At 67.8% G+C, this 25,755-nt stretch carries 24 protein-coding genes; 5 read left to right on the top strand and 19 right to left on the bottom strand.

Going from position 1 to position 25,755, the window contains the following annotated elements:
- The first annotated feature begins 237 nt into the window (after nucleotides 1-237).
- From ACWCIA_RS06390 to ACWCIA_RS06370, 5 genes are all read left to right on the top strand, one after another.
- Nucleotides 238-1,428, top strand: coding sequence for a pyridoxal phosphate-dependent aminotransferase (locus ACWCIA_RS06390; RefSeq protein ID WP_454161760.1), 1,191 nt, complete (start codon nucleotides 238-240; stop codon nucleotides 1,426-1,428).
- A complete protein-coding gene (locus ACWCIA_RS06385; protein WP_454161759.1) occupies nucleotides 1,425-3,656 on the top strand; it encodes a hybrid sensor histidine kinase/response regulator in 2,232 nt (743 codons plus the stop codon). Before ACWCIA_RS06390 ends, ACWCIA_RS06385 begins: the two co-directional genes overlap by 4 nt.
- Nucleotides 3,657-3,776: 120 nt before the next feature.
- On the top strand, nucleotides 3,777-5,405 hold the full coding sequence (locus tag ACWCIA_RS06380) for a Na+/H+ antiporter (protein WP_454161758.1): 1,629 nt from the start codon (nucleotides 3,777-3,779) through the stop codon (nucleotides 5,403-5,405).
- A gap of 196 nt (nucleotides 5,406-5,601) precedes the next feature.
- Nucleotides 5,602-6,741 (top strand): DNA topoisomerase IB, encoded by a 1,140-nt coding sequence (locus ACWCIA_RS06375; protein WP_454161757.1) that lies wholly within the window; start codon nucleotides 5,602-5,604, stop codon nucleotides 6,739-6,741.
- 38 nt (nucleotides 6,742-6,779) lie between these two features.
- Nucleotides 6,780-7,862, top strand: coding sequence for an L-dopachrome tautomerase-related protein (locus ACWCIA_RS06370; RefSeq protein ID WP_454161756.1), 1,083 nt, complete (start codon nucleotides 6,780-6,782; stop codon nucleotides 7,860-7,862).
- Between the two features lie 19 nt (nucleotides 7,863-7,881).
- Here the strand turns inward: ACWCIA_RS06370 and ACWCIA_RS06365 are convergent, their stop codons facing one another.
- The 19 genes from ACWCIA_RS06365 to ACWCIA_RS06275 all read right to left on the bottom strand — a co-directional run bounded on the left by ACWCIA_RS06365 (nucleotide 7,882) and on the right by ACWCIA_RS06275 (nucleotide 25,552).
- Entirely contained in the window at nucleotides 7,882-8,361 is a 480-nt protein-coding gene (locus ACWCIA_RS06365) for a DUF4019 domain-containing protein (protein ID WP_454161755.1), read from the bottom strand.
- Nucleotides 8,362-8,438: 77 nt separating this feature from the next.
- On the bottom strand, nucleotides 8,439-9,635 hold the full coding sequence (pncB, locus tag ACWCIA_RS06360) for a nicotinate phosphoribosyltransferase (RefSeq protein ID WP_454161754.1): 1,197 nt from the start codon (nucleotides 9,633-9,635) through the stop codon (nucleotides 8,439-8,441).
- Nucleotides 9,632-10,138, bottom strand: a complete 507-nt coding sequence (locus tag ACWCIA_RS06355; RefSeq protein ID WP_454161753.1) for an SET domain-containing protein — start codon at nucleotides 10,136-10,138, stop codon at nucleotides 9,632-9,634. Before ACWCIA_RS06355 ends, pncB begins: the two co-directional genes overlap by 4 nt.
- 106 nt (nucleotides 10,139-10,244) lie before the next feature.
- A complete protein-coding gene (locus ACWCIA_RS06350; RefSeq protein ID WP_454161752.1) occupies nucleotides 10,245-10,739 on the bottom strand; it encodes a VOC family protein in 495 nt (164 codons plus the stop codon).
- An 83-nt stretch (nucleotides 10,740-10,822) separates the two neighbouring features.
- A complete protein-coding gene (locus ACWCIA_RS06345; RefSeq protein ID WP_454161751.1) occupies nucleotides 10,823-12,502 on the bottom strand; it encodes an AMP-binding protein in 1,680 nt (559 codons plus the stop codon).
- 157 nt (nucleotides 12,503-12,659) lie between these two features.
- Nucleotides 12,660-14,333, bottom strand: coding sequence for a 4Fe-4S binding protein (locus ACWCIA_RS06340; protein ID WP_454161750.1), 1,674 nt, complete (start codon nucleotides 14,331-14,333; stop codon nucleotides 12,660-12,662).
- On the bottom strand, nucleotides 14,330-15,157 hold the full coding sequence (locus ACWCIA_RS06335; protein ID WP_454161749.1) for a DUF3306 domain-containing protein: 828 nt from the start codon (nucleotides 15,155-15,157) through the stop codon (nucleotides 14,330-14,332). The genes ACWCIA_RS06340 and ACWCIA_RS06335 overlap by 4 nt, the downstream gene beginning before the upstream one ends.
- Before the next feature lie 9 nt (nucleotides 15,158-15,166).
- Nucleotides 15,167-15,607: a DUF3305 domain-containing protein gene (locus tag ACWCIA_RS06330; RefSeq protein ID WP_454161748.1), complete on the bottom strand. Its 441-nt coding sequence runs from the start codon at nucleotides 15,605-15,607 to the stop codon at nucleotides 15,167-15,169.
- The gene (locus ACWCIA_RS06325; RefSeq protein WP_454161747.1) at nucleotides 15,604-16,263 is read right to left on the bottom strand and encodes a hypothetical protein; all 660 of its coding nucleotides are present in this window, start codon (nucleotides 16,261-16,263) and stop codon (nucleotides 15,604-15,606) included. Before ACWCIA_RS06325 ends, ACWCIA_RS06330 begins: the two co-directional genes overlap by 4 nt.
- Before the next feature lie 23 nt (nucleotides 16,264-16,286).
- On the bottom strand, nucleotides 16,287-16,853 hold the full coding sequence (locus tag ACWCIA_RS06320; protein ID WP_454161746.1) for a hypothetical protein: 567 nt from the start codon (nucleotides 16,851-16,853) through the stop codon (nucleotides 16,287-16,289).
- 7 nt (nucleotides 16,854-16,860) lie between these two features.
- A complete protein-coding gene (locus tag ACWCIA_RS06315; protein WP_454161745.1) occupies nucleotides 16,861-17,934 on the bottom strand; it encodes a formate dehydrogenase subunit gamma in 1,074 nt (357 codons plus the stop codon).
- A 9-nt stretch (nucleotides 17,935-17,943) separates the two neighbouring features.
- A complete protein-coding gene (locus ACWCIA_RS06310; RefSeq protein WP_454161744.1) occupies nucleotides 17,944-18,162 on the bottom strand; it encodes a hypothetical protein in 219 nt (72 codons plus the stop codon).
- Entirely contained in the window at nucleotides 18,159-18,842 is a 684-nt protein-coding gene (gene fdh3B, locus ACWCIA_RS06305) for a formate dehydrogenase FDH3 subunit beta (RefSeq protein WP_454161743.1), read from the bottom strand. Before fdh3B ends, ACWCIA_RS06310 begins: the two co-directional genes overlap by 4 nt.
- Nucleotides 18,843-18,874: 32 nt before the next feature.
- Complete coding sequence (locus ACWCIA_RS06300; protein ID WP_454161742.1) at nucleotides 18,875-21,700, bottom strand: formate dehydrogenase subunit alpha; 2,826 nt, start codon at nucleotides 21,698-21,700, stop codon at nucleotides 18,875-18,877.
- Between the two features lie 19 nt (nucleotides 21,701-21,719).
- The gene (locus ACWCIA_RS06295) at nucleotides 21,720-22,019 is read right to left on the bottom strand and encodes a twin-arginine translocation signal domain-containing protein (RefSeq protein ID WP_454161741.1); all 300 of its coding nucleotides are present in this window, start codon (nucleotides 22,017-22,019) and stop codon (nucleotides 21,720-21,722) included.
- The gene (locus ACWCIA_RS06290) at nucleotides 22,012-22,758 is read right to left on the bottom strand and encodes a TorD/DmsD family molecular chaperone (protein WP_454161740.1); all 747 of its coding nucleotides are present in this window, start codon (nucleotides 22,756-22,758) and stop codon (nucleotides 22,012-22,014) included. Before ACWCIA_RS06290 ends, ACWCIA_RS06295 begins: the two co-directional genes overlap by 8 nt.
- Nucleotides 22,759-22,910: 152 nt before the next feature.
- Nucleotides 22,911-23,081, bottom strand: coding sequence for a DUF2474 domain-containing protein (locus ACWCIA_RS06285; RefSeq protein WP_454161739.1), 171 nt, complete (start codon nucleotides 23,079-23,081; stop codon nucleotides 22,911-22,913).
- Nucleotides 23,081-24,088, bottom strand: a complete 1,008-nt coding sequence (cydB, locus tag ACWCIA_RS06280) for a cytochrome d ubiquinol oxidase subunit II (protein ID WP_454161738.1) — start codon at nucleotides 24,086-24,088, stop codon at nucleotides 23,081-23,083. The genes ACWCIA_RS06285 and cydB overlap by 1 nt, the downstream gene beginning before the upstream one ends.
- A 3-nt stretch (nucleotides 24,089-24,091) precedes the next feature.
- Entirely contained in the window at nucleotides 24,092-25,552 is a 1,461-nt protein-coding gene (locus ACWCIA_RS06275; protein ID WP_454161737.1) for a cytochrome ubiquinol oxidase subunit I, read from the bottom strand.
- Nucleotides 25,553-25,755: the final 203 nt, after the last annotated feature.

Raw genomic sequence — 25,755 nt, 5'->3', positions numbered from 1 at the left:
CTCCATTGTTGCAGTTAACACCACCGTAACAGAAAGCTTTTCCCGGCGGCGCTCGCTCGCCAAACCGCGCATGCAGGCCGCTTTCGCTGGTGTTCGTGCAAGCGTGAAACGGAACGTGTCGATTGTTTCTTATTGCGCTCGCTCAATGACAAATTTTTAGTACAATCAGGAAATGTTGTGGCATGGAGAAGCCACCCGGGACACAGTTGCAGTCATTTACCTACGGTACATAATAAGATGAAGATCTCCCAGCGCATCGCCGCCTCCCGTCCCCTCGCCACCACCGCCATGCATGGCCGGGTCGAGGCCTTCCGCAACGAAGGCATGGGCATCATCGATTTCTCGATCGCGATCTCGCACTTTTCTCCGCCGGCCCCTGTGCTCGACGCCGTGACCCGGGCCGTGCAGGACGAACGCACCATGCCCTACACCGGCGTCGCGGGCGCCCTCGACGTGCGCCGCAGCCTGTGCGCCAAGCTGGAACGCGAGAACGGCATCGCGGCCAAGGCCAACGAGATCATCGTCACCAACGGCGCCAAGCAGGCGCTGTACGAGGCGCTCTACGCCATGACCGATCCGGGCGACAGCGTGCTGATCTTCAAGCCGCACTGGCCGGCCTATGTCACCACCTGCCTGCTGCTCGGGCTGCGCCCGGTGCTGGTCGACCTCCCGGAGGAAATCACGCCCGAGGCGCTGGCCGCCTGCCCGCAGGCCGGCCTGGTCATCATCAACAACCCGCACAACCCGACCGGCAAGGTCTTCAACCGCGAAGAACTCGTGCACCTGGCGGACTGGATCGGCTCCATCGGCGCCCAGGTCATCGTCGACGAGAGCTACGAACACCTCAGCTTCGGCCCGGTCCACACCAGCTTCGCCACCCTGTGCGACTGGCGCGGGATCGGCGTCGTGACGCTGTTCTCGGCGTCGCAAAGCTACGCGATGATGGGCTGGCGCCTGGGCTTCGCCCTCGCCCCGGCCGCGATCGCCGGTGCCATGCAGACCCTGCAGGGCCCGATCACGGCGGCCGCCTCCCACCTGGCCCAGGTCGCCACCGTGGCCGCCTTCGATTGCGGCGTGCAGCAGCACATGATCGACGACTACCGCGAGCGCCGCGACGCCGTGCTGCGCCACCTGCGCGACGTGCCATGGGTCGACATGCAGTGCCCCGAATCCGGGCCCTACCTGTGGGGCGACGTGCGCTCGCTCACCCTCGACACCGAAGCTTTCGCCGAGGGCCTGCTGGCCGAGGAAGGCGTGGCCATCATGCCGGGCGACGCGCTCGGCGTGCCCGGCTTCATCCGCATCGGCTACATCTGCGACGACGTCTTCACGCTGATGGAAGGCGTGCGGCGCCTGGTAGCCTTCGGCGACAGGATGGCGGCCGGCCAGGCAGCCGACTCCACGGCCAAGCTCGCGGCAAACCAATGACGTCTCCCCAGCTCTTCAGGCCGACCAGCCTGCGCAGCCGCCTGATGCTGCTGGTGGCGCTGGCGATCCTGCCGCTGGCCCTGATGACGATCCTGGGCGGCATCCGCGAGCGCGAGCAGGCGATCGAGGCGTCCGAGGAAAACCTGCGCCGCCTGACCAACCTGGCCGCGGCCAACGAGGCCCAGTCGATCGAGCGCGCGCGCCAGATCCTGGTCGACCTGGCCAGCGTGCCCGACCTGATGGGCGAGACGGCGCGCTGCAATGCGCTGCTGGCCGATGTCCTGGACCGCAACGAAGGCTACGCCAACTTCGGCCTGATCCAGATGGACGGCAACGTCACCTGCAGCGGGGTGCCGATGCTGCACCCGGTGAACCTGGGCGACCGCCCGCACTTCAAGCGCGCCATCCTCGAGCGCCGCTTCATCGCCGGCGACTACGTCTTCGGGCGCGTCATCCGGCGCCACACCATCAACCTCACCTATCCGGTGATCGACCGCGCCGGCCGCGACGTCGCGGTCGTGTTCGCGGCGATGGACCTGGCGGGCCTGGACACCTTCGTCGCCGACATTAACCTGCCGCCCGGCTCGGTGCTGGTCACGAGCGACGCCAACGGCAGCATCATCTCGCGCCGTCCCGACCCTGAACGCTGGTTCGGCACCAAGGTCTCCGCCACGCTGCGCGAGGCCATGCGCAGCGCCGGCCGCCACGCGGTGGTGCTGCGCGGGAGCGACGGCGTCGAGCGCCTGCATACCTTCGCGCGCGTGGGCCCGGCCTCGCTGTCGGACTACACGATCACGATCGGCATCCCCGTCGAAACCGTCACCGCCGGCGCGCGCCGCGCCCAGCTGATGTCGCTGATCGGCCTGGCCGCGACCACCATGCTGGCGATGCTGGCGGCCTGGCTGGCGGGCGACGTCCTGATCGTGCAGCGCGTGCGCAAGCTGATGGACACCGCGCGCAGCATCGCCGCCGGCAAGCTCGACGCGCGCAGCGGCATTCCCTACGAGCGCGAGGAGATCGGCCAGCTGGCCGAGGCGCTCGACGAGATGGCCGCTTCGCTGCAGAAGAAGGAAGCGGCGCGCGGCCTGGCCGAGCGCGAGCTGCGCGCGGCCGACCAGCGCAAGGACGAATTCCTGGCCATGCTCGCGCACGAGCTGCGCAATCCGCTGGCGCCGATCAGCACCGGCGCCCACCTGCTCAAGCTGCTGCACTCGGACAACGCGCAAATCACCCAGACCTGCGCCATCATCGCGCGCCAGGTCGAGCACATGACCGGGCTGGTGGACGACCTGCTCGACGTCTCGCGCGTCACGCGCGGCCTGGTCTCGATCTCGACCCAGGTGCTCGACCTGCGCCAGGTGATCGACGACGCGGCCGAGCAGATCCGCCCGCTGATCACGACGCGCCGCCACAGCGTCGTGCTCGACCTGCTGCCCGATGCGGCGCCCGTCAAGGGGGACCACAAGCGCCTGGTGCAGGTGCTCGCGAACGTGCTCAACAACGCCACCAAGTACACCCCCGAGGGCGGCCGCATCGAACTGCGCCTGATCGAGGACGGGCCGGACTACATGATCACCATCAGCGACGACGGCATCGGCATGGAGCCGCAGCTGGTGGCGCGCGTGTTCGACCTGTTCACCCAGGCCGAACGCACGCCGGACCGCTCGCAGGGCGGCCTGGGCCTCGGCCTGGCGCTGGCCAAGAGCCTGGTCGAACTGCACGGCGGCACGGTGCGCGCCTCCAGCCCCGGCCTCGGCCAGGGCAGCACCTTCACCATCCGCCTGCCGCGCCATACCCAGGAACTGCCGCACGCGGTGGCCCAGACCAGCGGCCAGGCGACGCCGGCCCGCCCGCTGAAGGTGCTGCTGGTGGACGACAACCTGGACGCGGTGCACACCCTCCAGCTCTTCCTCGGCGCCGCCGGCCACCAGGTCGAGATCGCCTATTGCGGCGCCGTCGCGGTCGATGTGGCGCGGGTCTTCGGGCCCGACGTCTGCCTGCTCGACATCGGCCTGCCCGACTTCGACGGCAACGAACTGGCGCGCCGCCTGCGCCGCCTGCCCGAGGCGACCCACGCCATGCTGATCGCCACCACCGGCTACGGCCGCCAGCAGGACCGCGACGCGGCGATGGCAGCGGGCTTCGACCACTACATCGTCAAGCCGGTCAATACGGTGGAGCTGTCGGACCTGCTGGCGGAAGCGGCGGCGGAGAAGCACCCTCGGTAGGCTCGAGGTTCGTACGGTGGACGGCGAAGCCGTCCACCGTACGAGGACACCGGATACGCGCTTGAGCGACATCTCATCGCTACCTCCCGTATCATGCCGGCTCAACATGGAGGAGCATGCATGGAATCGGTAGGCGTAGTACTGGCGATGCTGCTGGCCGTCATCGCGAGCGGCTACCTGGTGCGGATGCTGCCCTTCGGGGTGCCGCTGCCGCTGGTGCAGATCGCGCTGGGCGCGACCATCGCCGGCGTGTTCGACCATGGCGTCACGCTCGACCCCGAAATCTTCTTCCTGCTGTTCCTGCCTCCGCTGCTCTTCCTCGACGGCTGGCGCATCCCGAAGGTCGGGCTGTTCCGCGACAAGGGCGCGATCCTCGAACTGGCGCTCGGGCTGGTGGTCTTCACCGTGGTCGGCGCCGGCTTCCTGATCCACTGGCTGGTGCCCACCCTCCCGCTGCCGGTCGCCTTTGCGCTGGCCGCCATCGTCGCCCCCACCGATCCGGTGGCGGTCGCCTCGATCACGGCGCGCGTGCCGGTGCCGCGGCGCCTGATGCACATCCTCGAGGGCGAGTCGCTGCTCAACGACGCCACCGGCCTGGTGTGCTTCCGCTTTGCCGTCGCCGCGGCCATGACCGGCACCTTTTCGCTGGCCAGCGCCTCGCTCACCTTCGTCTGGGTGGCGCTGGCCGGGATCGCCTGCGGGGTGGCGATCACGCTGGCGGTGTCCTTCGCCCAGCGCGTCATCAACACGCGCTTCGGCGAGGAGCCCGGCTCGCCGATCCTGGTCAACCTCCTGATCCCCTTCGGCGCCTACCTCGCGGCCGAGCACCTCGAGGCCTCCGGCATCCTGGCCGCGGTCGCAGCCGGCATCACGATGAGCTATGTCGAATTGTCCGGCCGCGCCCTGGCCACCACCCGCGTGCGGCGCGCGGTGGTCTGGGACACGGTGCAGTTCGCCCTCAACGGCGTGGTGTTCGTGCTGCTGGGCGAGCAGCTTCCCGACATCGTCGAGCGCGCCCTGCGCGACGCCGGGCCGGATGCCAGCATGACGAGCTGGTCGCTGGCGGGCACCGCGCTCGCCATCAGCCTGGCCCTGGTCCTGCTGCGCCTGGTGTGGGTGTGGGTCTCGCTGCGCCTGACCCTGCTCAGGGCGCGGCGCCACGGGCAACAGGTGTACACCCCGAACTTCCGCCTCGTGCTGGCCACCTCGCTGGCCGGCGTGCGCGGCGCGATCACCCTGGCCGGCGTGCTGACCCTGCCCCTGGCCCTGCCCGGCGGCGCGCCCTTCCCCGGACGCGACCTGGCCATCTTCTACGCCAGCGCGGTGATCATCGTCTCGCTGCTGGTCGCCAGCGTCGGCCTGCCGCGCGTGCTGCGCGGGCTGGAGGTGCCGGAAGAGTCGAGCGAGGAAACCGAGGAAGACCGCGCCCGCCACGACGCGGCCATGGCCGCCATCGCCGCCATCGAGAAGGCCGGCCACGCCCACCTCGACAGGGAACACGACGCCGACGTCCACGCCGCCGCGATCGACCATGTGCGCGGCATCTACGAGCACAGGCTGGGCGTCGGCGGCACCTACGATCCGGCGCGCACGCGCGTGGCCGAGCAAGCCGAGCGCGAATACCGGCTGGCCGCCCTGCAGGCCGAGCGGCGCGCCATCCTGGCCCTGGTGCACGAGCGCGCGCTGTCGGACGAGACCGCGCGCAAGCTGCTGCGCGAGATTGACCTGGTCGAGGCGCGTTACCGCTGAGAGAGCCTGCCAAAGCTCCCATTGCGGCGTTGCACCGCCTCGCCGTACTCGCGTACTGTCTTCGGCGGTGCGCCTTGCACTGGGAGCTTTGGCAGTCTCTCCGAGTTGGACTACGCTTGCGTGCGCTCCCGAACGGTGTACTCCGCCAGCAGGCGTAAGATCGGCCGGGCGTGTTCCACTCTTGAATGCCACGACCATGACCCTTGACGATTCCCCAGGCGAGCAGGCGCCGCTGAGCGACCCGCCCACCGCGGCCAAGGCCGCCGGCCTGCGCTATGTACACGACGACCGGCCAGGCATCCGGCGCGAGCGCGAAGGCGACCGCGAAGGCGGCGGTTTCCGCTACTATTCCGCCAAGGGCGACCCGGTCGAGGACGAGGCCACGCTCAAGCGCATCAAGTCGCTCGTCATCCCGCCGGCCTGGACCGACGTATGGATCTGCCCGCAGGCGAACGGCCACCTGCAGGCCACCGGGCGCGACGCGCGCGGGCGCAAGCAGTACCGCTATCACCCGAAGTGGCGCAGCGTGCGCGACGAGGCCAAGTACGAGCGCATGATCAACTTCGGCCACGCCCTGCCCCTGATCCGCGCCGAGGTCGACCGCGCCCTGAAGCTGCCGGGCCTGCCGCGCGAGAAGGTGCTGGCCACCATCGTCTACCTGCTCGAGGCGACCATGATGCGGGTCGGTAACGAGGAATATGCGCGCACGAATAAATCCTTCGGCCTGACGACGCTGCGCAACCGCCACGTGAAGGTGGATGGCAGCGACGTCGAGTTCCGCTTCCGCGGCAAGAGCGGCGTGTACCACAAGATCCAGGTGCACGACCGCCGCCTGGCGCGCATCATCCGCAACACGCGCGACCTGCCGGGCCAGGAACTGTTCCAGTACATAGACGCGGACGGCGAGACCCACAGCGTCGATTCGAGCGACGTCAACGACTACCTGCGCGGCATCACCGGCGAAGAGTACACGGCCAAGGATTTCCGCACCTGGTCGGGCACGGTGCTGGCCGCCCTCGCCCTGCAGGAATTCGAGAAGTTCGACTCCGAGACCCAGGCCAAGAAAAACGTGGTGCGCGCCATCGAATCGGTGGCCGAGAAGCTTGGCAACACGCCCTCGGTCTGCCGCAAGTGCTACGTGCACCCGGCCGTGCTCGACGCCTACATGGACGGCGCCGTGATCGAAGCCATGCGCGAGCGCACCGAACAGCAGCTGGTCGACGAGCTGCACGCCCTGCAGCCCGAGGAAGCGGCCGTGCTGGCCATGCTCCAGCAGCGCCTGGCGCGCGACGCCGAGGCGCCGCCCGCCTCGCGCCCCCAACGCCAGGCGGCCTGAATTCTCCAGCCGCCAACCTACCGATAAAGGAAGAACAGATGAGCGATACGAACAAGCCGCAGGACCTGCAGGAAAACCGCACGGCCATCGAACTGGTCGCCCGCTTCGAACACCAGGTGACGGGCGTGACGGTGTCCGAGGACAACCGGATCTTCGTCAACTTCCCGCGCTGGACCGAGGACACGGCGGTCTCGGTGGCCGAGCTGCTGCCCGGCGGCGGGCTCGAGCCCTATCCGGACGCCGAATGGAACGCGTGGCGCAACGCCAGGAAGGACCAGCTCGATCCCGGCGAGCACTGGGTCTGCGTGCAGAGCGTGGTCGCGGACGGCCGCGGCAGCCTGTGGGTGCTCGATCCGGCCGCGCCCGCGCAGAGCCATGTCGTGGACGGAGGACCGAAGCTGGTGCGCATCGACCTGGCCTCGAACCGGGTCGCGCAAACGATCGCCTTCGACGAGGACGCGGCGCCCCAGGGTTCCTACCTGAACGACGTGCGCTTTTCGCCGGACGGCGCGTTCGCGTACATCACCGATTCGGGCGTGCAAGGTGCGCTCCTCGTGGTCGACGTCGCGAGCGGAAAGGCGGCGCGCGTGCTCGACGGCGATCCGTCCACGCAGATGAAGAAGGGCCTCGACGTCAAGGCCGACGGCAAGGTGCTGCGCCGCCCGGACGGGCGCGGCGTCGAGTTCTCGGCCGACGGCATCGAACTGTCGGGCGACGGCGAATGGCTGTACTGGCAGGCGATCAAGGGTGACACCCTCTACCGCATCGCCACCAGCGTCCTGCGCGATGCAGGCATGCGCGGCGAGGACATGTCCGCCAGCGTCCAGCCCTACGGCTTCAACGACGTCAACGACGGCCTCCTGATTCCCCGTGGCACCAACCGGATGCTGCTCACCGCCTTGCAGGAAGACGCGATCCGGATGCGCGACCTGGACGAAGGTCCCGAGGCGCCGCTGCGCACGCTGGTGCGCGACGAACGGCTGCGCTGGCCGGACACCTTCAGCCAGGGACCGGACGGCACCGTGTACGTGACGACCTCGCACATCCAGGATTCGAGCTTCTTCAAGCCCGACGCGCCGGCTGCGCTGCCGACCGAACTGTGGAAGCTGTGCCCGCGCTAGCGCGCACCCTGGCCTTCGTTTAGCGCAGCCGGTAGGTCGTCACCTTCCAGCTGCCGTCGGGCAGGCGCATCGGGACCACGGTCTCGACCACGCCTGCGCGGCCGGCGAAGTCGGTCGTGTATTCGATTACCACGTACTCGCCTGCCGGCACGCCCGGCAGCGAGCGCGTGAACCCGCTCGAACCGAGCTTGCGCGACTTGACCTCGCCCAGCGGGGCGCGCACCGACTTGCCGATGTCGATCCAGTTCGCCCGCGTGACGGCGGCCTGCAGGATGGGCGCGGCCGCATCCCAGCTCTCGCCCGCCTGGCCGGCGTCCATCAGCGCCAGCCAGCGGTTGGCGGCTTCCACGGCGGGGGCGATTTGCGCATCGGCGCCGGCGGCCGGGGTTGCGGCCGGGGTTGCGGCCGGGGTTGCCGATGCGGGGGATGCGGTCGACTGCGCGTGGGCAGCGCCAGCGGCAAAGGCGCTGGCGACGACAAGTGCGGCGATCTGTTTCAAGACATTCTCCTTTGAAGGTGCCGGCGCATGGCGCGGCGGGTGGTTCCGGCAGCGCCGGTGCGCTGCCCTCAGGCACCCTACTCTGTCGGCTCCGAGTGGTTGAACACCTGGCGCAGGTAGGCGAGGAAGGTTTCGTCGTTGCTCATCGACTTGCCGGCCGTGTCGGACAGCTTGGCCACCGGCTGGCCGTTGCAGCGCACCAGCTTCATGACGATGTTCAGGGCTTTATACGGCGTGTCGTTGGTGAGCTGGGTGCCGATGCCGAAGCCGGTCATGGTGCGGTCGGCGAAGTGGCGGTACAGGCTCAGGGCCTTCGGCACCGTCAGCGCATCCGAAAACACGAGGCGCTTGGTGCGCGCATCGATGCGCAGTTTGGCGTAGTGCGCCAGCGCTTTTTCGCCCCACTCGAAGGGGTCGCCCGAATCGTGGCGCAGGCCGTCGAACAGCTTGGCGAAATACAGGTCGAAGTCGGCCAGGAAGGCATCCATGCCGACCACGTCGGTCAGCGCGGTGCCGAGGTCGCCGCGGTATTCCTGCACCCAGTCCTCGAGCGCCGCCTTCTGGAAATCGCGCAGGCGCACGCCGAAGGCCTGGAAGGCCTGCATGTATTCGTGGGCCATGGTCCCGATCGGCACCAGGTTGTACTTGCGCGCCAGGTGCACGTTCGAGGTGCCCTTGAAGAACTGCGGCAGCTCGCGCGCCAGCGTCGAGACGACCTCGTCCTGCCACTCTCCGGAAAAGCGGCGGCGCACGCCGAAGTCGAAGAACTCGAAGGGATTGGCGCGCTTCGGTTCCTGGTCGAACTCGCGCAGCTGCGCGATCTTCAGCGCCAGTCGCTCGCGCGCCACTTCCAGGGCTTTCGCCTGGTCGAAACGACGGAAATACAGTTCGTTGACGATGTAGAGCACGTAGATCTCGAAGCCCATCACGTGCACGATCGGACCGCATGCGCGGATGCGCAGGTGCGGCCCGTCGGCTTCCACCGTGATGAACTTGCGCTGGAAGCGGAACACCGTCAGGAAGTCGGCGAAGTCGCTCTTGATGAAGCGCAGGCTGCGCAGGTAATCGATTTCCTCGTCCGTGAACAGCAGTTCGCACAGGTGGTCGAGTTCGCGTTCCACTTCTTCCTTCAGCTCGGCCAGCGGATAGGCCGGCTCGTTACGGCAGCGGAATTCGTACTCGCCGTGCGCGTTCGGATGACGGTGCAGCAGCGCCTGCCACATCGTGAATTTGTAGAGGTCGGTTTCCAGCAGGCTGCGGACGATGGGCTTCATGCGATTTCCTTCGCCTCGGCCTTCTTGCGCTGGCGTTTTTTCGGCGCCAGCATGGTGCCGGTGCAGCCGGGGGTGCCGCAGCGGCAGGCGAACAGTTTCTTCAGGGCCGGCGTGTGGCGTTCGTCGTAGATGAGCGCGTAGTTGTAGTTCAGCTCTTCGCCGGGTTCGATCGGATGGAGCGCGTGGATGTAGACGCGTCCGTCTTCCTCGTAGGCTTCGCAGTTGGGCGAGCAGGCATGGTTGATCCAGCGCGCCTCGTTGCCGCGGCTCCCGCCGTCGATGACCCGCCCGTCGTGCAGGCTGAAGTAAAAGGTATGGTTGATCGGGCCGCCACGGTCCGCCGCGCGCTGGGTCGCTTCGTCCCAGCTGATGCGCTCGCCGCGGTATTCGATGATGCGCTCGCCGGCATCGATGAAGCGCCGGGCGAAGACGCCGTTGCCGTGGATCGTGGACTGCTTGACTTCGTAGGCCGGGTCGGCCTTGGCTGCGGGTTTGGTCGGCATGTAGGATTCGAAGATGGGCGCGATGATGGAAACAAAACGTTACCATTATCATACGTTTCCAGCTTCCGCGCCGCACTTGAGTATTTTGCTCAGGCCGTGCTGCCGATCACCCCGCAGCGCGCACCAGCGCCTCGATATCGAGCTTCGTCATCTTCAGCAGCGCCGTCATCACACGGTCGGTGCGCGCCGTGTCGCGTCCGGTCAGCAGCGCCTGCAACTGGCGCGGGACGATTTGCCAGGAGGCGCCGTAGCGGTCCTTTAGCCAGCCGCACTGGCGCGCCATCCCATCGCCGCCGGCGCCCAGCCGGTCCCAGTAGAAATCGATCTCGTCCTGGGTGTCGCACATGACCTGGAAGGACACCGCCTCGCTAAAGGTAAACGCCGGGCCGCCGTTCAGGGCCGTGAAGGGCTGGCCGTCGAGTTCGAAGGCGACGGTGAGCACGGTGCCGGCTTCCATGCCGTGGATCTCGCGGCCGGCCTCGCCGTAATGCGAGACCGCCCGGATGCGCGAGTTCGGAAAGATGCCAACGTAGTAGTTGGCCGCTTCCTCGGCTTGATTGTCGAACCACAGGCAGGGGGTGATTCTCGACAGGGTCTGCACGGTCGCCTCCTTGAGGGTGAGCTCTGTGCATTTGACCGCGCTTGTCGCGTTCAGTTGCCGCTCAGTTGCCGCTCAGTTGCCGCTCAGTTGCCAACATCCTCTTCGCGGAACTCGACACCCGTGCCCGGCGATGTGTCTCGCGTCGCTTCCTGCTTGCGCAGCTCCACGCGGCGGATCTTGCCGGAGATGGTCTTCGGCAGCTCGCGGAACTCGATGCGGCGGATCCGCTTGTAGGGCGCCAGCCGCTCGCGCGCAAAGGCGAACAGCTCGCGCGCCAGCTCGCGGCTCGGTTCGACGCCCTGGCGCAGCGTGATGAAGGCCTTCGGCACCGACAGGCGCAGCGGGTCGGGGCTGGGCACGATCGCGGCCTCGAGCACCATCTCGTGCTCGACCAGCACGCTTTCCAGCTCGAAGGGGCTGATGCGGTAGTCGGAGGACTTGAACACGTCGTCGTTGCGGCCGACGTAGAAGTAGTAGCCGTCCTCGTCGACGAAGGCCGTGTCGCCGGTATGGTAGTGGCCGGCACGCATGACCTCGGAGGTCTTCTCCTCGTCGCCCTCGTAGGCCATCATCAGGCCCAGCGGATGCGGCTGCAGGCGCACCGAAATCTCGCCCTCCTGCGCAGGCTGGTCGTCGACGTCGAGCAGCGCGACCGCGTAGCCGGGCAGCGGGCGTCCCATCGAGCCGGGTTTGAGCGGCTGGCCGGGCGGATTGCCGATCTGCGCGGTCGTCTCCGACTGGCCGAAGCCGTCGCGGATGCGGATGCCCCAGGCGCGCTCGACCTGTTCGATCACTTCCGGATTGAGCGGCTCGCCCGCGCCCACCAGCTCGCGCAGCGGCGGTTTCCACTGGGTCAGGTCCTCCTTGATCAGCATGCGCCAGACCGTGGGCGGCGCGCACAGCGAGGTCACGCCGCAGCGCATCACGGTCTCGAGCGCGGCCTTGGCGCTGAAGCGTTCGTAGTTGTAGACGAAGACGGTGGCGCCCGCGTTCCAGGGCGCGAAGAAGCAGCTCCAGGCATGCTTGGCCCAGCCTGGCGAGCTGATGTTCCAGTGCACGTCGCCCCGCTGCAGGCCGATCCAGTACATGGTCGACAGGTGCCCGACCGGATAACTCTGCTGGCTGTGCAGCACCAGCTTCGGTTTCGCCGTGGTGCCGGAGGTGAAGTACAGCAGCAGCGGATCGGTCGCGCGCGTCTCGCCCTTCGGCGTGAACACGCTGAGCACGCGGCGGCAGTCGTCGAAGTCATGCCAGCCGTCGAGCTTGCCGCCGACGGCGATGCGCGTGAAGTTGCCGGTCAGGCCTTCGAACTTGTGCGCTTCCGACACCTGGGCGATCACGTGGCGCACCCGGCCCCGGTCCATCCGGTCCTGCAGGTCGGCGGTCGAGACCAGCATCGTCGTCGGCACCAGTACCGCGCCCAGCTTGATCCCCGCCAGCATGATTTCCCACAGCTCGACGCGGTTCGGCAGCATCAGCAGCACGCGGTCGCCGCGCTCGACGCCGCATTGCTGCAGGTACTGGGCAACCTGGTTCGAGCGCGCCGCCATGTCGGCAAACGAGATCTTCTGCTCGCGGCCATCCTCTTCCACCACCCACAGCGCCGGCGCGTGGTTGTCCTTCGCTTCCTGGTCGAAGAAATCGATGCCCCAGTTGAAGGCGTCGAGCTGGGGCGCCTTGTAGTCGCGGTAGGCGGTGTCGTAGTCGAGGCGGTGCTGTTGCAGGAAATCGCGCGCCTGCACGAAACGCTGGTAAGGGGTCATGTTGTCTCCTGTGCGCTGTTGGGACCTGTCTCAAGCGGGTCTCGGGGACGCCGGCGGTGGCCGCCGTGCGTTGTCTGTTTGCGCACATTTTGCCACGGCTTCGCAGGGCACGGGGACGCCCGTCAAAGCCGTGCTCCGAATTGACGGTGCGTCCGGATCAGGTCGGGCGCCGCAGCGGCACGGCGAATTCGCCTTCGGGCTGCATCATGTCGATCACGCGGCAGTCGCCACACATGCGCAGGCGGTCGAGGTGGCCGGCAAAGGCGCTGTGCTGGGACAGGCGTCCGAGCATGTTCTCGATCATCTGCACGGTGCCGAAGGCCTTGTTGCAGCGGATGCAGTGGAAAGGCTGCGACTCGTTCAGCACCACGGTCTGCTTGCGGGCGTCGCCGAAGACCATGCGCGGCACCAGGGTGATCGCGTTTTCCGGACAGGTGTTGGCGCACAGGCCGCATTGCACGCAGTTCTGCTCGACGAAGCGCAACTGGGGCGCGTTCGGCGTATCCATCACGGCCGACGCCGGGCAGGCGCCGACGCAGGCCATGCACAGGCTGCAGGATTGCTTGTTGACGGCGATCGCACCGAAGGGGCTGCCCTTCGGCAGCGCCACTTCCTGGGCCGGCTGCGGCGCCTGCCGCAGCAGGTGGTCGAGCGCGTAGTCGAGCGTGTTGCGCTTGTCCGCCGCCAGGTTGAAGCCCGCCGGCTCGGCCGGTGCTTCGCCGCGCGGCGCATGCTGCAGGGCCACCGCCAGTTCCTCGGGCGCGTTCACGCGCAGCAGCTGGAAGTGCGGCCCGGCATAGCCCAGGCCCTCGAGCACGGTTTCCGCGATGCGCATCTGGGTGTCGATCGCCGCGGCGTACTGCGGGGCTTCGTCCGCCGTCATCAGCACGGTGACGCCGGAGGCGCCGTACGCGAGGGCCGACAGCCAGACGTCGATGCCGGTCGAGGCCGTATGGTGCAGGGCCATCGGAATCACGCGGCCCGGCACGCCGGTGGCGGCATCCATCCCCACCGTTTCGAGCAGCGGGGCGCCGCCTTCGCTGTGGAACAGGAGCACGGGATCTTCTCCGCCGGCTTCGCGGTAGGCGCGCAGGGCCGCCTTGATGCGGCTGCCGGTGTGGGCAGCGGACGGATAGGCATATCCGAGCGCGCCCGACGGGCAGACGGTGGTGCAGGCGCCACAGCCCGCGCACAGGTAGGGGTTGACCTTGATGCGGTCGCCGGCGCTGGAGATCGCCTTGGCCGAGCAGATCTCGATGCAGGCCGTGCAGCCGGCCTGGCCGTTGCGGCTATGGGCGCAGAGGCGCTCCTTGTACGCGAAATACTTGGGCTTCTCGAAGTCGCCGATCATCTCCAGCAGTTCGGCGGCGGCAACGCGGCGCGCGGCGTCGTCGAAGCCCGGCGCGTAATAGCCGTGCGGCGGCTGGTGGCTGGCGATGAGCGGGCTCGGGCACAGGTCGAGCACGAGGTCGAACTTGCCCTGCGCGGCCGGTTCGCCCGGCGCCTGCCAGCGCGCCTCGAACGCGCCCAGCCAGCCGGCCACGGCGACGGCGCGCGCAACGAAGACCGGGTAAGGACGTTCGCCGACGTCGACATTGTCGAGCAACAGCAGGGTCACCGGCAGGCTGTTCGCCAGGTGATCGGCCCAGGGCAAGGCCTGGGTGGAGCTGCCGACGACCAGGGTGCGTCCTCCGGAACGGTAGGCGACCGAACTGGCCGGCTCGAAAGGGGCGATGGCGTCGGCCGCGAGGATGGCGGCGGTCTTGGCGAGGGCATTGCGGCGTTCCTGCAAGGGATCGCCGGCCTGCCCTTCTAGAAATCGGATGTTCATACTTGGCCTTGGGACAATTGCTGGTTTGGACGATGGAATGGGCCGTGCTCATGCGTGGACGCGACAGCGAAGGACTCCCCGGCCGGGGAGTGCTCGTGCGCGGCTGCGGCATGCGCGGCTTCGTTATGGGGTGGTGCGTCAGGCAGTGCATGGGATAGTGCGTCCTGCCCGGCGGTGTTGGGCGCGGGGACGTCGGCCAGGGCCGATGCCTGCGCCGGGGCGTTTTCGGACGGCAGCTCAGCCAGGACGGCCGCCCCGGTGTCGCCCGCCGCCGGTGCCGCCTCGGCGGGAGGGTCCTCGACAAAGCGGCGCAAGGCGCTGCGTGCATGGTCGAGCGAGGCCAGCATCTCCTCCGATACCGGGCTGGGGATGTTGTAGTCGTCCATGTACATGTCGAGCCTGTCCATCACGTTGAAGTGCGGATCGGCGAACAGTTTTTTCAGCGCCAGGCGCTGCACGGACTTGTCGACGCCCTGGCCGACGAAGATGGAGTAGTCGGAGTCGGGCGTGAGCCGGGCGACGTCGTCGAGCGTGGGCGAAGGCCGCCCGCCTGGCTCCGATGGCACGCCCGCGGGGCTTGCCGCCTCCTCCACGGGGGCCGGGACATCCCCTGCCCTTGCCCATGGGGCGAGCCGCGAGGCCGGGGCAGGCGCCGCTGCCGAGGCTGCAGCTGAGGTTGCAACTGAGCTTGCAGCTGAGGTCGCAGCCGCTGCAGCAGTTGGTGTTGCAGCAGCGCGCGCCGCCGCTTCGGCCTGCGCATCGGCTTCCGTGGGGCCGGTCGCCTTGACGCGCGCCCAGCGGCGCAGGAATCCTTCTTCGGGCATTGTGCCTCCTTACCCGTGCTGGCGCCCGCGGCGCGGACGCGGCGTGTAGTGCTCGCGCAGGTAGTCCGCCAGCCAGGCATAGATCTCGGCCGGCATGGTCACGCCGTCGGCCGCTTCGCCGGAATCGAACATGCGGGTGCCCTCGACATAGCTGACCGAGGCGCGCACCGGCATGGCGCGGCCGTCGATCATGCGCCACAGGACGAATACCTTCGATTCGGGCGCCATGCAGTTCTCGTAATAACCCTCGTGCTCGTCGGTGTAGAGCTCGAGTTCGAGCCCCGATACGAGGTAGTAGTCGCGCTCCGGGCTTTCGCCGAGCACCTGCAGCGGCGGCCGGTTGCCGCGGTCGGGCACGACGCCGACGGCGGCCCATGCCTCGTCGGCCCAGCGGTGTTCCACCTTGCGGCGCTGCATGATGACCGCGATCGGCATGCTGGACATTTTCATTCTTTTTTCGACCCGTTCGCGATGCTCTTGTCGACTCCCGGCGAGGCGCCGGACTTGACGGAACCGGTCTGCCTGTTCTTGGCGTCCGGGCTGGGCGCGGCGGTGCCGAGTTTTTCGCTCTTGATCGGCACAGTGGCCGACTGCAGCGCCTGCGGGCTGCGCGGCGCGGCGCCGCCGCCCGGCGAGGCCGCCGTATTGCCGGCGGGCGTGCCGGTGATGGTGTTGGCGGACACGCCCGTGGCGCTTGGCGCCACGCCCGGCATCGGCTTGCCGGTGATGGCCACGCCGGTGGTCTGCACCGCCGCCGGCACCGCCCCGGATGCGGGTACGACGGGCGCGGCGTTGGCCGCATTGGGCGGGGGCGAACCCGCCGCCGGCACGCCGGCCGCGGCCGGCGCCGCTGCGATGGCCACCGGTGGGCGCACCGTCCAGCCCTTCGACGATGCCTGCGAACGCCAGCGGCTGCTGATCGCATCCTGGCTGGCCGCCAGCTTCAGCTTGGCCTGTTCTGCCTGGGCATCGGCTGCGGCTTTCTTGGCCGCGGCTGCCTGCTGCGCTGCCGCCGTCGGCGGCGGCAAGGCGGCAAGGGCCACGCTGCTCGACGCCAGGCCGGCAACCAGCAGGGTACGGAGAAGCGGTGTACGCAAGGTAGTCATGAGCGAAATTGGTCGGGTACGCATCATTTGTCCCCTGTCAGTGTGCCGGGCGCGGCTGCCGGTTTGGCTTGCTGGGCAGGCGCGCCGGCGGCGCCGGTCGTCGCACCGGCATTGGCGCCCGTCGCCGCGTTGTTCGTGGCCGGCCCCGAGCCCCCCTGGTTGGCCGCATTGCCGGCGCCGACCGGCGTGACGCCTGCTGCCGGTGCGTTGGCCGGCGGTCCGCCATAGTCGCCCTGCGGCTTGTTGCCGCCCTGCCCCGCGCTGGCCGGCGTGGTGGCGCCCTGGTTCGGGCCCTGCCCGCTTTCGGTCACCGTGCCGCCCAGCGCGGCCCCCCCGGTGGTGCCCCCGGCGCCGCCGGCAATGCCGGGTGTGCCTCCGGAATACGCGGCGTTGGTTTCGGGCTTGGCGCTGCGTGCCATGACCTGGCCGCTGGTGAGGCCGCCCGCCGTGACCTGGCCCGGGAACTTGGTCTGTTCGACCCCGTCCTTGGCGTTGGTGTAGCCGCGGTCGCAGCCGGCGAGCATGGCGCATGCAAGGACGCCGGCGGCAACGCCGATGGCCGTGCGCTTGGTAAGTGTGGATGCGTTCATCTTCACCTCAATGTGCGGGACCCGGGCGTGGCGCCGTCGGCGGCACGTTCCCGGCAGGCCGGGCGCCATCCGGCGCGGCGCCCGATTTCGTTTCCTCGTACCAGATCCCGTGGTGGGCCTTGGCCCAGTTCTCGTCGACATGGCCCTGGCGCATCGAATCGTAGGAGCCCGGCGCACCGATGGTGCCGATGTAGATGTGGCCCATCGCCGCGGCCATGTACAGGGTGGCGCCCGCAATGTGCAGGTAGTTCGACACCTGCAGCACATAGCGGGTCTGGCCGAAGGTGACGAAGTCGAGGATCAGGCCGGTAATCGACATCACCAGGCCCAGCAGCACGACGCCAAACCAGAACCAGGTCTTTTCGCCCGCGTTGAAGAAGCCGGCAGGCGGATGCTTGTGTGAAATCAGCCCGCCGCCCTGCTTGATCCATTGCCAGTCGATGCGGTTGTAGAAGTTACGCTTCAGGAAGGTGAAGAACATCAGGATCGAGCACAGGATGAAGACCGGCCCGACGACGTTGTGCACGTACTTCGAGATGATCGCCACCCAGGAAAACAGGGTATGGCCCATCCACGGCAGCATGATGACCTTGCCGAACATGATGATGATGCCGGTGATCGCCAGCGCGATGAAGGAATAGGCGGTGGCCCAGTGCACGGTGCGCTCCCAGTTGCTGAAGCGGTGCACGCGGCGCCCGGATTCCTGCAGCGGGGCCGGCCTGAAGGCCCGGTAAAAGATGAAGATCAGGAGCGGCACGGCCAGCAGGATCGTCCCCGTGATGATCGCGATCGGCCCGTTGCGCAGCAGGCGCCAGGTGTTGCCGCCGCGCTGGACGATGACGTTGGCCTCGGTGTTGCCGTACTGGCCGAGGAAGTGGCGGTCCATGTGCACCCGGCCCGAGGCGGAGTCCATCAGGCCCGGTTCGCGCACGTTCGAATCGGCTTCGATCTGCAGCATGGTCTGCTCTTCGGCATAGGCCGGCTTGGCGTCGCGGGTCGGCACACCCGCCCAGCTCGGGGACAGCAGCAGTGCGCAGAACAAAGCCAGGATGGCTTTCACGGCAATCAGGTTCGCTCGCATGGCAGGCTCCTAGGGATTGGCGCGGTTGTACTCGTTCTGCTGGTTGTTGCGGTTGACGATCGCCGCATTCCAGGAGAGCTTGTCGTTGTGGAACAGCTGCTGGAAGTGGCGCTGGTCATCCTTGCCCGCGTATTCGCCCTTGATCCAGGCCGGATGCTGTTCCACTTCGAGGCAGCCGGACAAGGCCAGCGCCAGCGGCAGGGCCGCGATCAGTTTGAGTAGTTTCATGTCGGCAGCTTCCCTGGTGTGTTCTGGCTGTCACCAATCTTCTGGTTCACCCGTGGCGCATCGCCCAGCGCTTTGCGCGCGCCACCGCGCTTGTTGGGCCCGTAGGCGATCTTCCAGCCCCACAGTTCGGGACCGTAGCCGCGCGTCTCGACCCGCTGGCGGTAGATGTCGGCGATCAGGTTCGCTTCCCCGCCGAGCAGCGCCTTGGTGCCGCACATCTCGGCGCAGGCCGGCAGCTTGCCCTCGGCAATGCGGTTGCGCCCGTACTTCTTGAATTCGGCTTCCGAGGTATCCGGTTCCGGACCGCCGGCGCAGAAGGTGCACTTGTCCATCTTGCCGCGGTGGGCGAACAGGCCCGTTTCCGGGAACTGCGGGGCGCCGAACGGGCAGGCGAAGCTGCAGTAGCCGCAGCCGATGCACTGGTCCTTGCTGTGCAGGACGATGCCATCCTCGGTGTGGTAGATGCAGTTGGTCGGGCACACTGCCAGGCAGGGCGCGTCGGTGCAGTGCATGCAGGCCACCGACACCGAGCGTTCGCCCGGCACGCCGTCGTTGATGGTGACGACGCGGCGGCGGTTCACGCCCCACGGTGTCTCGTGTTCGTTCTTGCATGCGGTAACGCAGCCGTTGCAATCGATGCAGCGCTCGGTATCGCAGATGAATTTCATCCTTGCGGACATGATTGTCTCCTGTTCAGATGGCTACCGGGGCACTAGGCACGCACGAGGCGGCAGAGCGACACTTTGGTTTCCTGCATCATCGTGACGGCGTCGTAGCCATAGGTCCAGCCGGTGTTGATGGCTTCGCCGCGCACCGTTGGCGCCCCGTCCTCCGGGTAATGCTTCTCGAGGTCCTCGCCCATCCACCAGCCGCCGAAGTGGAACGGCGCCCAGACCATGCCCACGGGGACGCGCTCGGTCACCATCGCCATCATCTTCATGCGCGCGCCGGTCGGCGTCTCGACCCAGACGTAGTCGCCGATGTTGGCGCCGATCTGGACCGCATCCTGCGGATTGACCTCGACGAACATGTTCTGCTGCAGTTCGGCCAGCCACGGGTTGGAACGGGTTTCCTCGCCCCCGCCTTCGTACTCGACCAGGCGTCCCGAGGTCATGATCATCGGGAAGTCCTTCGAGAAGTCGATGTCCTGCACCGATTTGTAGAGCGTCGGCAGGCGCAGGAAATTGGCCTTGTCGTCGTAGGTCGGGTACTTGGCGACCAGGTCGCGGCGCGGCGAGGCCAGCGGCTCGCGGTGGGTCGGCACCGGGTCCGGGAAGTTCCAGACGTTGCAGCGTGCGCGGGCATTGCCGAACGGGGCACAGCCGTGGGCGATCACCACGCGGATGATGCCGCCGGACGGGTCGGTCTTCCAGTTCTTGCCCTCGGCCATCGCCTGCTCCTGGGGCGTGAGCTCGGCCCACCAGCCCAGCTTCTTCAGGAAGACGTGATCGAATTCCGGATAACCCACGTCGAGTTCGGACGCCTTGTTGGTCGAGCCGTCGGCCGCCAGCAGGGTCTGGCCGTTGTGCTCGACGCCCCAGTTGGCGCGGAACGGCAGGCCGCCTTCGGCCACCGACTTGTTCAGGTCGTACAGGATGGGCGTGCCGGGGTGCTTCATTTCCGGCGTGCCCCAGCACGGCCACGGCAGGCCGTAGTAATCGCCCTTGCACGGACCGGACTCGGCGCGCATCGTGGTCGGGTTGAAGGTGTGCTTGTTCTCCATGTGGAGTTTCAGGCGTTCGGGCGAGCAGCCGGTGTAGCCGATGGTCCAGCACGAACGGTTAATCTCGCGCAGGATATCCTCGATGACGGGCTCGTTCATCACGACCTTGATGTTCTTGCATAGTTCGTTGTGGAAGCCGAGCTTCTTGGCGAACAGGTACATGATCTCGTGGTCGGTCTTGCACTCGAACAGGGGAGCGATCACCCGTTCGCGCCACTGGATCGAGCGGTTCGAGGAGGTGCACGAGCCCTGGGTCTCGAACTGCGAGGCGGCCGGCAGCAGGTAGACGCCGTCGGTGCGGCCGTGCATGGCGGCCGTCATGCTCGGGTAGGGATCGACCACGACCAGCATGTCGAGCTTCTGCATCGCCGCCTTCATGTCCGGCAGGCGGGTCTGGCTGTTCGGCGCGTGGCCCCAGTAGAACACGGCTCTCAAATTGGCCGGCTGGTCGACATACTGGTTTTGCTCGTTGACGGCGTCGAACCAGCGCGACACCGTGATGCCGGGCTTTTCCATCAGTTCCTTGGAACCGAAGCGCGACAGGATCCAGTTGTAGTCGACGCCCCAGGCGTTCGCGAAGTGCTTCCAGGAACCTTCGGCCAGGCCGTAGTAGCCGGGCAGCGAATCGCCGTTCGGGCCGACGTCGGTCGCGCCCTGCACGTTGTCGTGGCCGCGGTAGATGTTGGCGCCGCCGCCGGCAACGCCGATATTGCCGAGCGCCAGCTGCAGGATGGCCAGCGCACGCACGTTGGCAGTGCCGACGTGGTGCTGGGTGATGCCCATGCACCAGACCACCGACGAGGGCTTGTTCTTTGCCAGCATTTCGGCCGCCATGCGCACCGAGGCTTCCGGCACGCCCGTGATGTCCGAGACTTTATCGGGGGTCCACTTGGCGACTTCCTTGCGCACGTCGTCCATGCCGTAGGTGCGCGCCGCGATGTATTCCTTGTCTTCCCAGCCGTTGTTGAAGATATGCCAGAGCATGCCCCAGACCAGCGGGATGTCGGTGCCGGGACGCACGCGCACATAATGGTGGGCAAAGCGCGCGGTGCGGGTGAAGCGCGGGTCGACCACGATCATCTTCGCGCCCAGCTCTTTGGCGTGCAGGAAGTGCAGCATCGAGATCGGGTGGGCTTCGGCCGGGTTGGAACCGATGAACATCACGGCCTTGCTGTAATGCAGGTCGTTGAAGGAGTTCGTCATGGCGCCGTAACCGAAGGTCTGGGCCACGCCCGCGACCGTCGTCGAGTGGCAGATGCGCGCCTGGTGGTCGCAGTTGTTCGAGCCCCAGAAGGACGAGAACTTGCGCAGCAAATAGGCCTGCTCGTTGTTGTGCTTGGAGCTGCCGATGATCATCAGCGCGTCGGGACCGGCCTGCTGGCGCAGCTGCAGCAGCTTGTCGCCGATCTCGTTGATGGCCTGGTCCCAGGAGATGCGGGTGTACTTGCCGTTCACCAGCTTCATCGGGTAGCGCAGGCGGTGCTCGCCGAAGCCGTGCTCGCGCACCGAAGCGCCCTTGGCGCAGTGCGCGCCCATGTTGATCGGCGAATCGAAGGCCGCTTCCTGGCGGATCCAGACACCGTTCTGGACGATCGCGTCGACCGAGCAGCCAACCGAGCAGTGGCTGCACACGGTGCGCTTCAGTTCGGTCTTGACGGGATCGGCCGCGACGTCGGCATCGGCGGCCGTGGCCGGCTCGATGACGTTCAGGGGCAGCCCGCGCGCCAGCGCGCCGGCGCCGGCAGCGACGCCCGCCCCCACCAGGAACTTGCGCCGCCTGACGCCCTTGTCGCTTGAACTCTTCACTAAAGACATGGCTGGTCTCCGGATATGCTCACCAGTAGGCGGCGGTTTGGTAGTAACGACGAATGTGGTCGGTCTCGTGGTAGCCGCGCTTGACCTCCGGCTTGGCGGCCTCGGCCGGCGCGAGCGCGGGCTTGGCCTCGGCGCCGCCGGCCACCGCCGCCAGCGCGCCCAGCGGTGCGGCTTTCAGGAAGTTGCGGCGCGCCGGGTTGGGCTCGCCGGCGGGCTGCGCCTCGGGCGTCCGGGCAGGCACGTCACCAGTTGTGTGCTTCGGTTCCATCGCATTCCCCTCGCTTCGCGTGATCATCTGCTCAGTTACTTGGTTAGCCATCGATCCCATCCTCCACCGCGAACGCCTCGGCCTCGATCGTCAGCAGCGCGCAGGCGAAGGCCGCGACCAGGCGGTAGAAGTTGGCGCCTTCCGCATTCATCATGTCGGTCAGGCAGCGCGCATACCAGCGGCCGATGCGCGCCTCGAAAAAGGTTTTCTGCACCTGCAGGGGCTGGCGCCGGATACCGGGACCGCCCGCGATCAGGACGCGCATCGTCTCGCACAGCGCGCCGAGGTGGTCCTCGGACTCGCCGACGCCGCGCACGCGGCCGATGCCGAAGACCGCCAGGTCGGCGCGCAGCTCGGCCAGTGGCGTGTCGTTCATGAAGCCGGACAGGTAGAGCGAGCCGTAGGGATTGAGCGCCGGCGTGCCGCTGCTGACGAACAGCGCGTCGAATTCCTCGGCCACGGCGTCGGCGTCCATGACGCTCGCGGCCAGCACCAGCTTTTCCCAGGCGTCTTCGAGGGCGTGGTCGCCGCCGGTGGCCAGGATCGGGTCGGCCGACGCCAGGCCGGCCAGCAGCGTGGCGTCGGGCGGGGCCAGCAGCAGGCGGGCGGCCAGCGCGTAGAGATCGGCCCGGGCCTGGTCTTCGGCCGTCAGCGGCAGCGCGACGGCGATGTCGGCCGCGGTGGGCGCAGCACCGGTAGTTGCGGCAGCAGTTGCGGCGTTGGCGGCGACGGAAGTACGGGCGGCTTCGGCGGCCGCTGGGGTGGACAGGATGCTTGATGCGGACTGCATGGACACTGGCGGCGCTCCGTTAGTAAATCTTCATCGAAAGTGTATTCGCTCGTCCTGTAAAGGCGCGCACGGTTGAACCTGGGGCTCGCCCCGCGCGCTCCGGGCGGCCCGCAGGAGGCGCGAGGGAGGCTCGATCGGCGCCGACCGCCTCTTCAGCGCATGCCCGCCGCGTGCATGATTGTCCGGATCAGGCCGGCAACCAGCCAGAGGGCGAGCACCCCGCCCGCCCACAGGCCGAGCATCCACCCGAGGCGGCGCAGCCAGAGGGCCCGGCGCCCGGCTCCCGGCTGCCCTGGCGGGTCGGATGACGGCCGCTTGCCCATCAGTGATACCCCGCGTCGGCCTTGACCTTGCCGCGGAAGACCCAGTACGACCAGACCGTGTACATCAGGATGATCGGCAGGATGAAGAGCGTGCCGACCAGGGCGAAACCCTGGCTGGCCGGAGGCGAGGACGCCTCCCAGATGGTGATCGCCGGCGGCACGATGTGCGGCCAGATGCTGATCGCCATCCCCGAGTAGCCGAGGAAGACCAGCGCCAGCGCGGCGACGAAGGGCCACCGGTGCGGGTCGCGCTTCAGCGAGCGCAGCAGGATCACGATGAACAGCAGCACCAGCACCGGCACCGGCATCAGGAACACGATGTTCGGGAAGGTGAACCAGCGGTCGGCGACGTGCGGGTCGCGCAGCGGCGTCCAGATGCTGACCACGACGATGGCGCCGAGCAGCAGCAGCGCGAAGGGGCGCGCCACCTGCACCATGCGCCGGTGCAGGTCGCCTTCCGTCTTCATGATCAGCCAGGTGCTGCCGAGCAGGGTGTAGGCGATCATCACGCCGAAGCCGGCGAGCAGGGGAAACGGCGCGATCCAGTCGAGCGGGCCGCCGGCATAGCTGCGGCCGGACACGGTGATGCCGTCGAGAAAGGCGCCGAGCGAGACGCCCTGGAAGAAGCTGGCGACCACCGAGCCGCCGATGAAGGCCTTGTCCCACAGGTGGCGCCCGCTCTCCTTGGCCTTGAAGCGGAATTCGAAGGCCACGCCGCGGAACACCAGGCCGATCAGCATGAAGATGAGCGGCAGGTAGAGCCCCGAAAGGATGATCGAATACGCCACCGGAAAGGCTGCCAGCAGCCCTTCCCCGCCCAGCACCAGCCAGGTTTCGTTGCCGTCCCAGACCGGGGCCACGGTATTCATCATGGTGTCGCGGTCGCGCTTGTCCCGGGCGAAGGGGAACAGCATGCCGATGCCGAGGTCGAAGCCGTCGAGCAGCACGTACATGAAGACGGCGAAGTAGATGATGACGGCCCAGATGACCGAGGTGTCGATGCCCATGGCTCAGCTTCCCCTGGAGTGGTGACCGCCGCCGCCGGGATGATCCTCCACCGCGTCGTCGTCGTTGCCGACGTCGGCGGCCGACATCGGGCGCATCGGCGTGCGGCCTTCGCCCGGCCCGCCCTCGGTCGCCCGGTGCAGCTCGAAGGCCTGGGGGCCCTTGCGCATCATGCGCAGCACGTAGGCGGTGCCGGCGCCGAACACGAAGAGGTAGGCGACCACGAACAGGGCCAGCGTGAGCGCGAGCGTCCCGGCGCCGTGCGGCGAGACGGCGTCCGCCGTCCTCAGCACGCCGTACACGACCCAGGGCTGGCGCCCCACTTCGGTGGTGACCCAGCCGGCGAGGATGGCCACCAGCCCGGCCGGCCCCATCCACAAGGCACCGCGCAGGAAAGCGCGGCTGGTGAAGATCCGCCCGCGCCGCCTGAGCAGCAGGCTCCAGGCGCCGAGGGCGATCATCAGCAGGCCCAGTCCGACCATCAGGCGGAAGCTCCAGAACACGATCAGGGAGTTCGGCCGGTCGGCGGGGGCGAATTCCTTCAGGCCGGCAATCTGCCCGGACCAGGTATGGGTCAGGATCAGGCTGCCCAGGTGCGGGATGCCGACCGCGTAGCGCGTCTGCTCGGCCTCCATGTCGGGAATCCCGAACAGCAGCAGCGGCACCGCCTCGCCGGGCTCGTTCTGCCAGTGTCCTTCCATCGCCGCCAGCTTGGCGGGCTGGTGCTCGAGCGTGTTGAGGCCGTGGAAGTCGCCGATGACCGCCTGGACGGGCGCCGCGAGCAGGATCATCCACATCGCCATCGACAGCATCTTGCGCACCGCCGGGTTGTCCCTGCCCTTGAGCAGTTGCCAGGCCCCGACCGCGCCGACGATCAGCGCCGTGGTGAGGTAGGCCGCCGCCACCATGTGCAGCAGGCGGTAGGGAAACGAGGGATTGAAGACGATCGCCAGCCAGTCGGCCGGCACCATGCGCCCGCCCTCGATGGCATAGCCCTGTGGGGTCTGCATCCAGCTGTTGGCGGCCAGGATCCAGGTGGCGGAAATCAGGGTGCCGACCGCGACCATGCAGGTGGCGACGAAATGCAGGTGCGGGCCGACCCGGGTCCAGCCGAACAGCATTACGCCGAGGAAGCCCGCCTCCAGGAAGAAGGCGGTCAGCACTTCGTAGGCCAGCACCGGGCCCATGATCGAACCGGCGAACTCGGACATGGCGCCCCAGTTGGTGCCGATCTGGTAGGCCATCACGATGCCCGACACCACGCCCATGCCGAACATGACGGCGAAGATCTTCAGCCAGAAATGGTAGAGGTCGACATACACCGCGCGCTTGGTGCGCAGCCAGGACAATTCGAGGACGGCGAGGTAGCTTGCCAGGCCGATGGTGACCGCCGGGAACAGGATGTGGAAGGACATCGTGAACGCGAACTGGATGCGGGCCAGGTCCAACGCCGATAAGCCGAACATGAGCACTCCCGAGGATGAACTGTCGAGAATCTAGCATGGGTAAAGGTGCGCACAGTTGGCAAGCTGTCCATGCTCGCGAAAGGCGGTGCGAAGCGTAGGGAGCCGTTGCGTACTTACATCGCAAGCGCGCATGTGGACGGCCTTGTCCGGAAAAACCGGGAATGGGGACGGCTCAGCGGTCTATAATGGACCGGCCACGTTTT

The sequence above is a fragment of the Massilia sp. SYSU DXS3249 genome, assembly GCF_053668055.1.
This window is presented reverse-complemented; position numbering and strand designations above follow the sequence as displayed.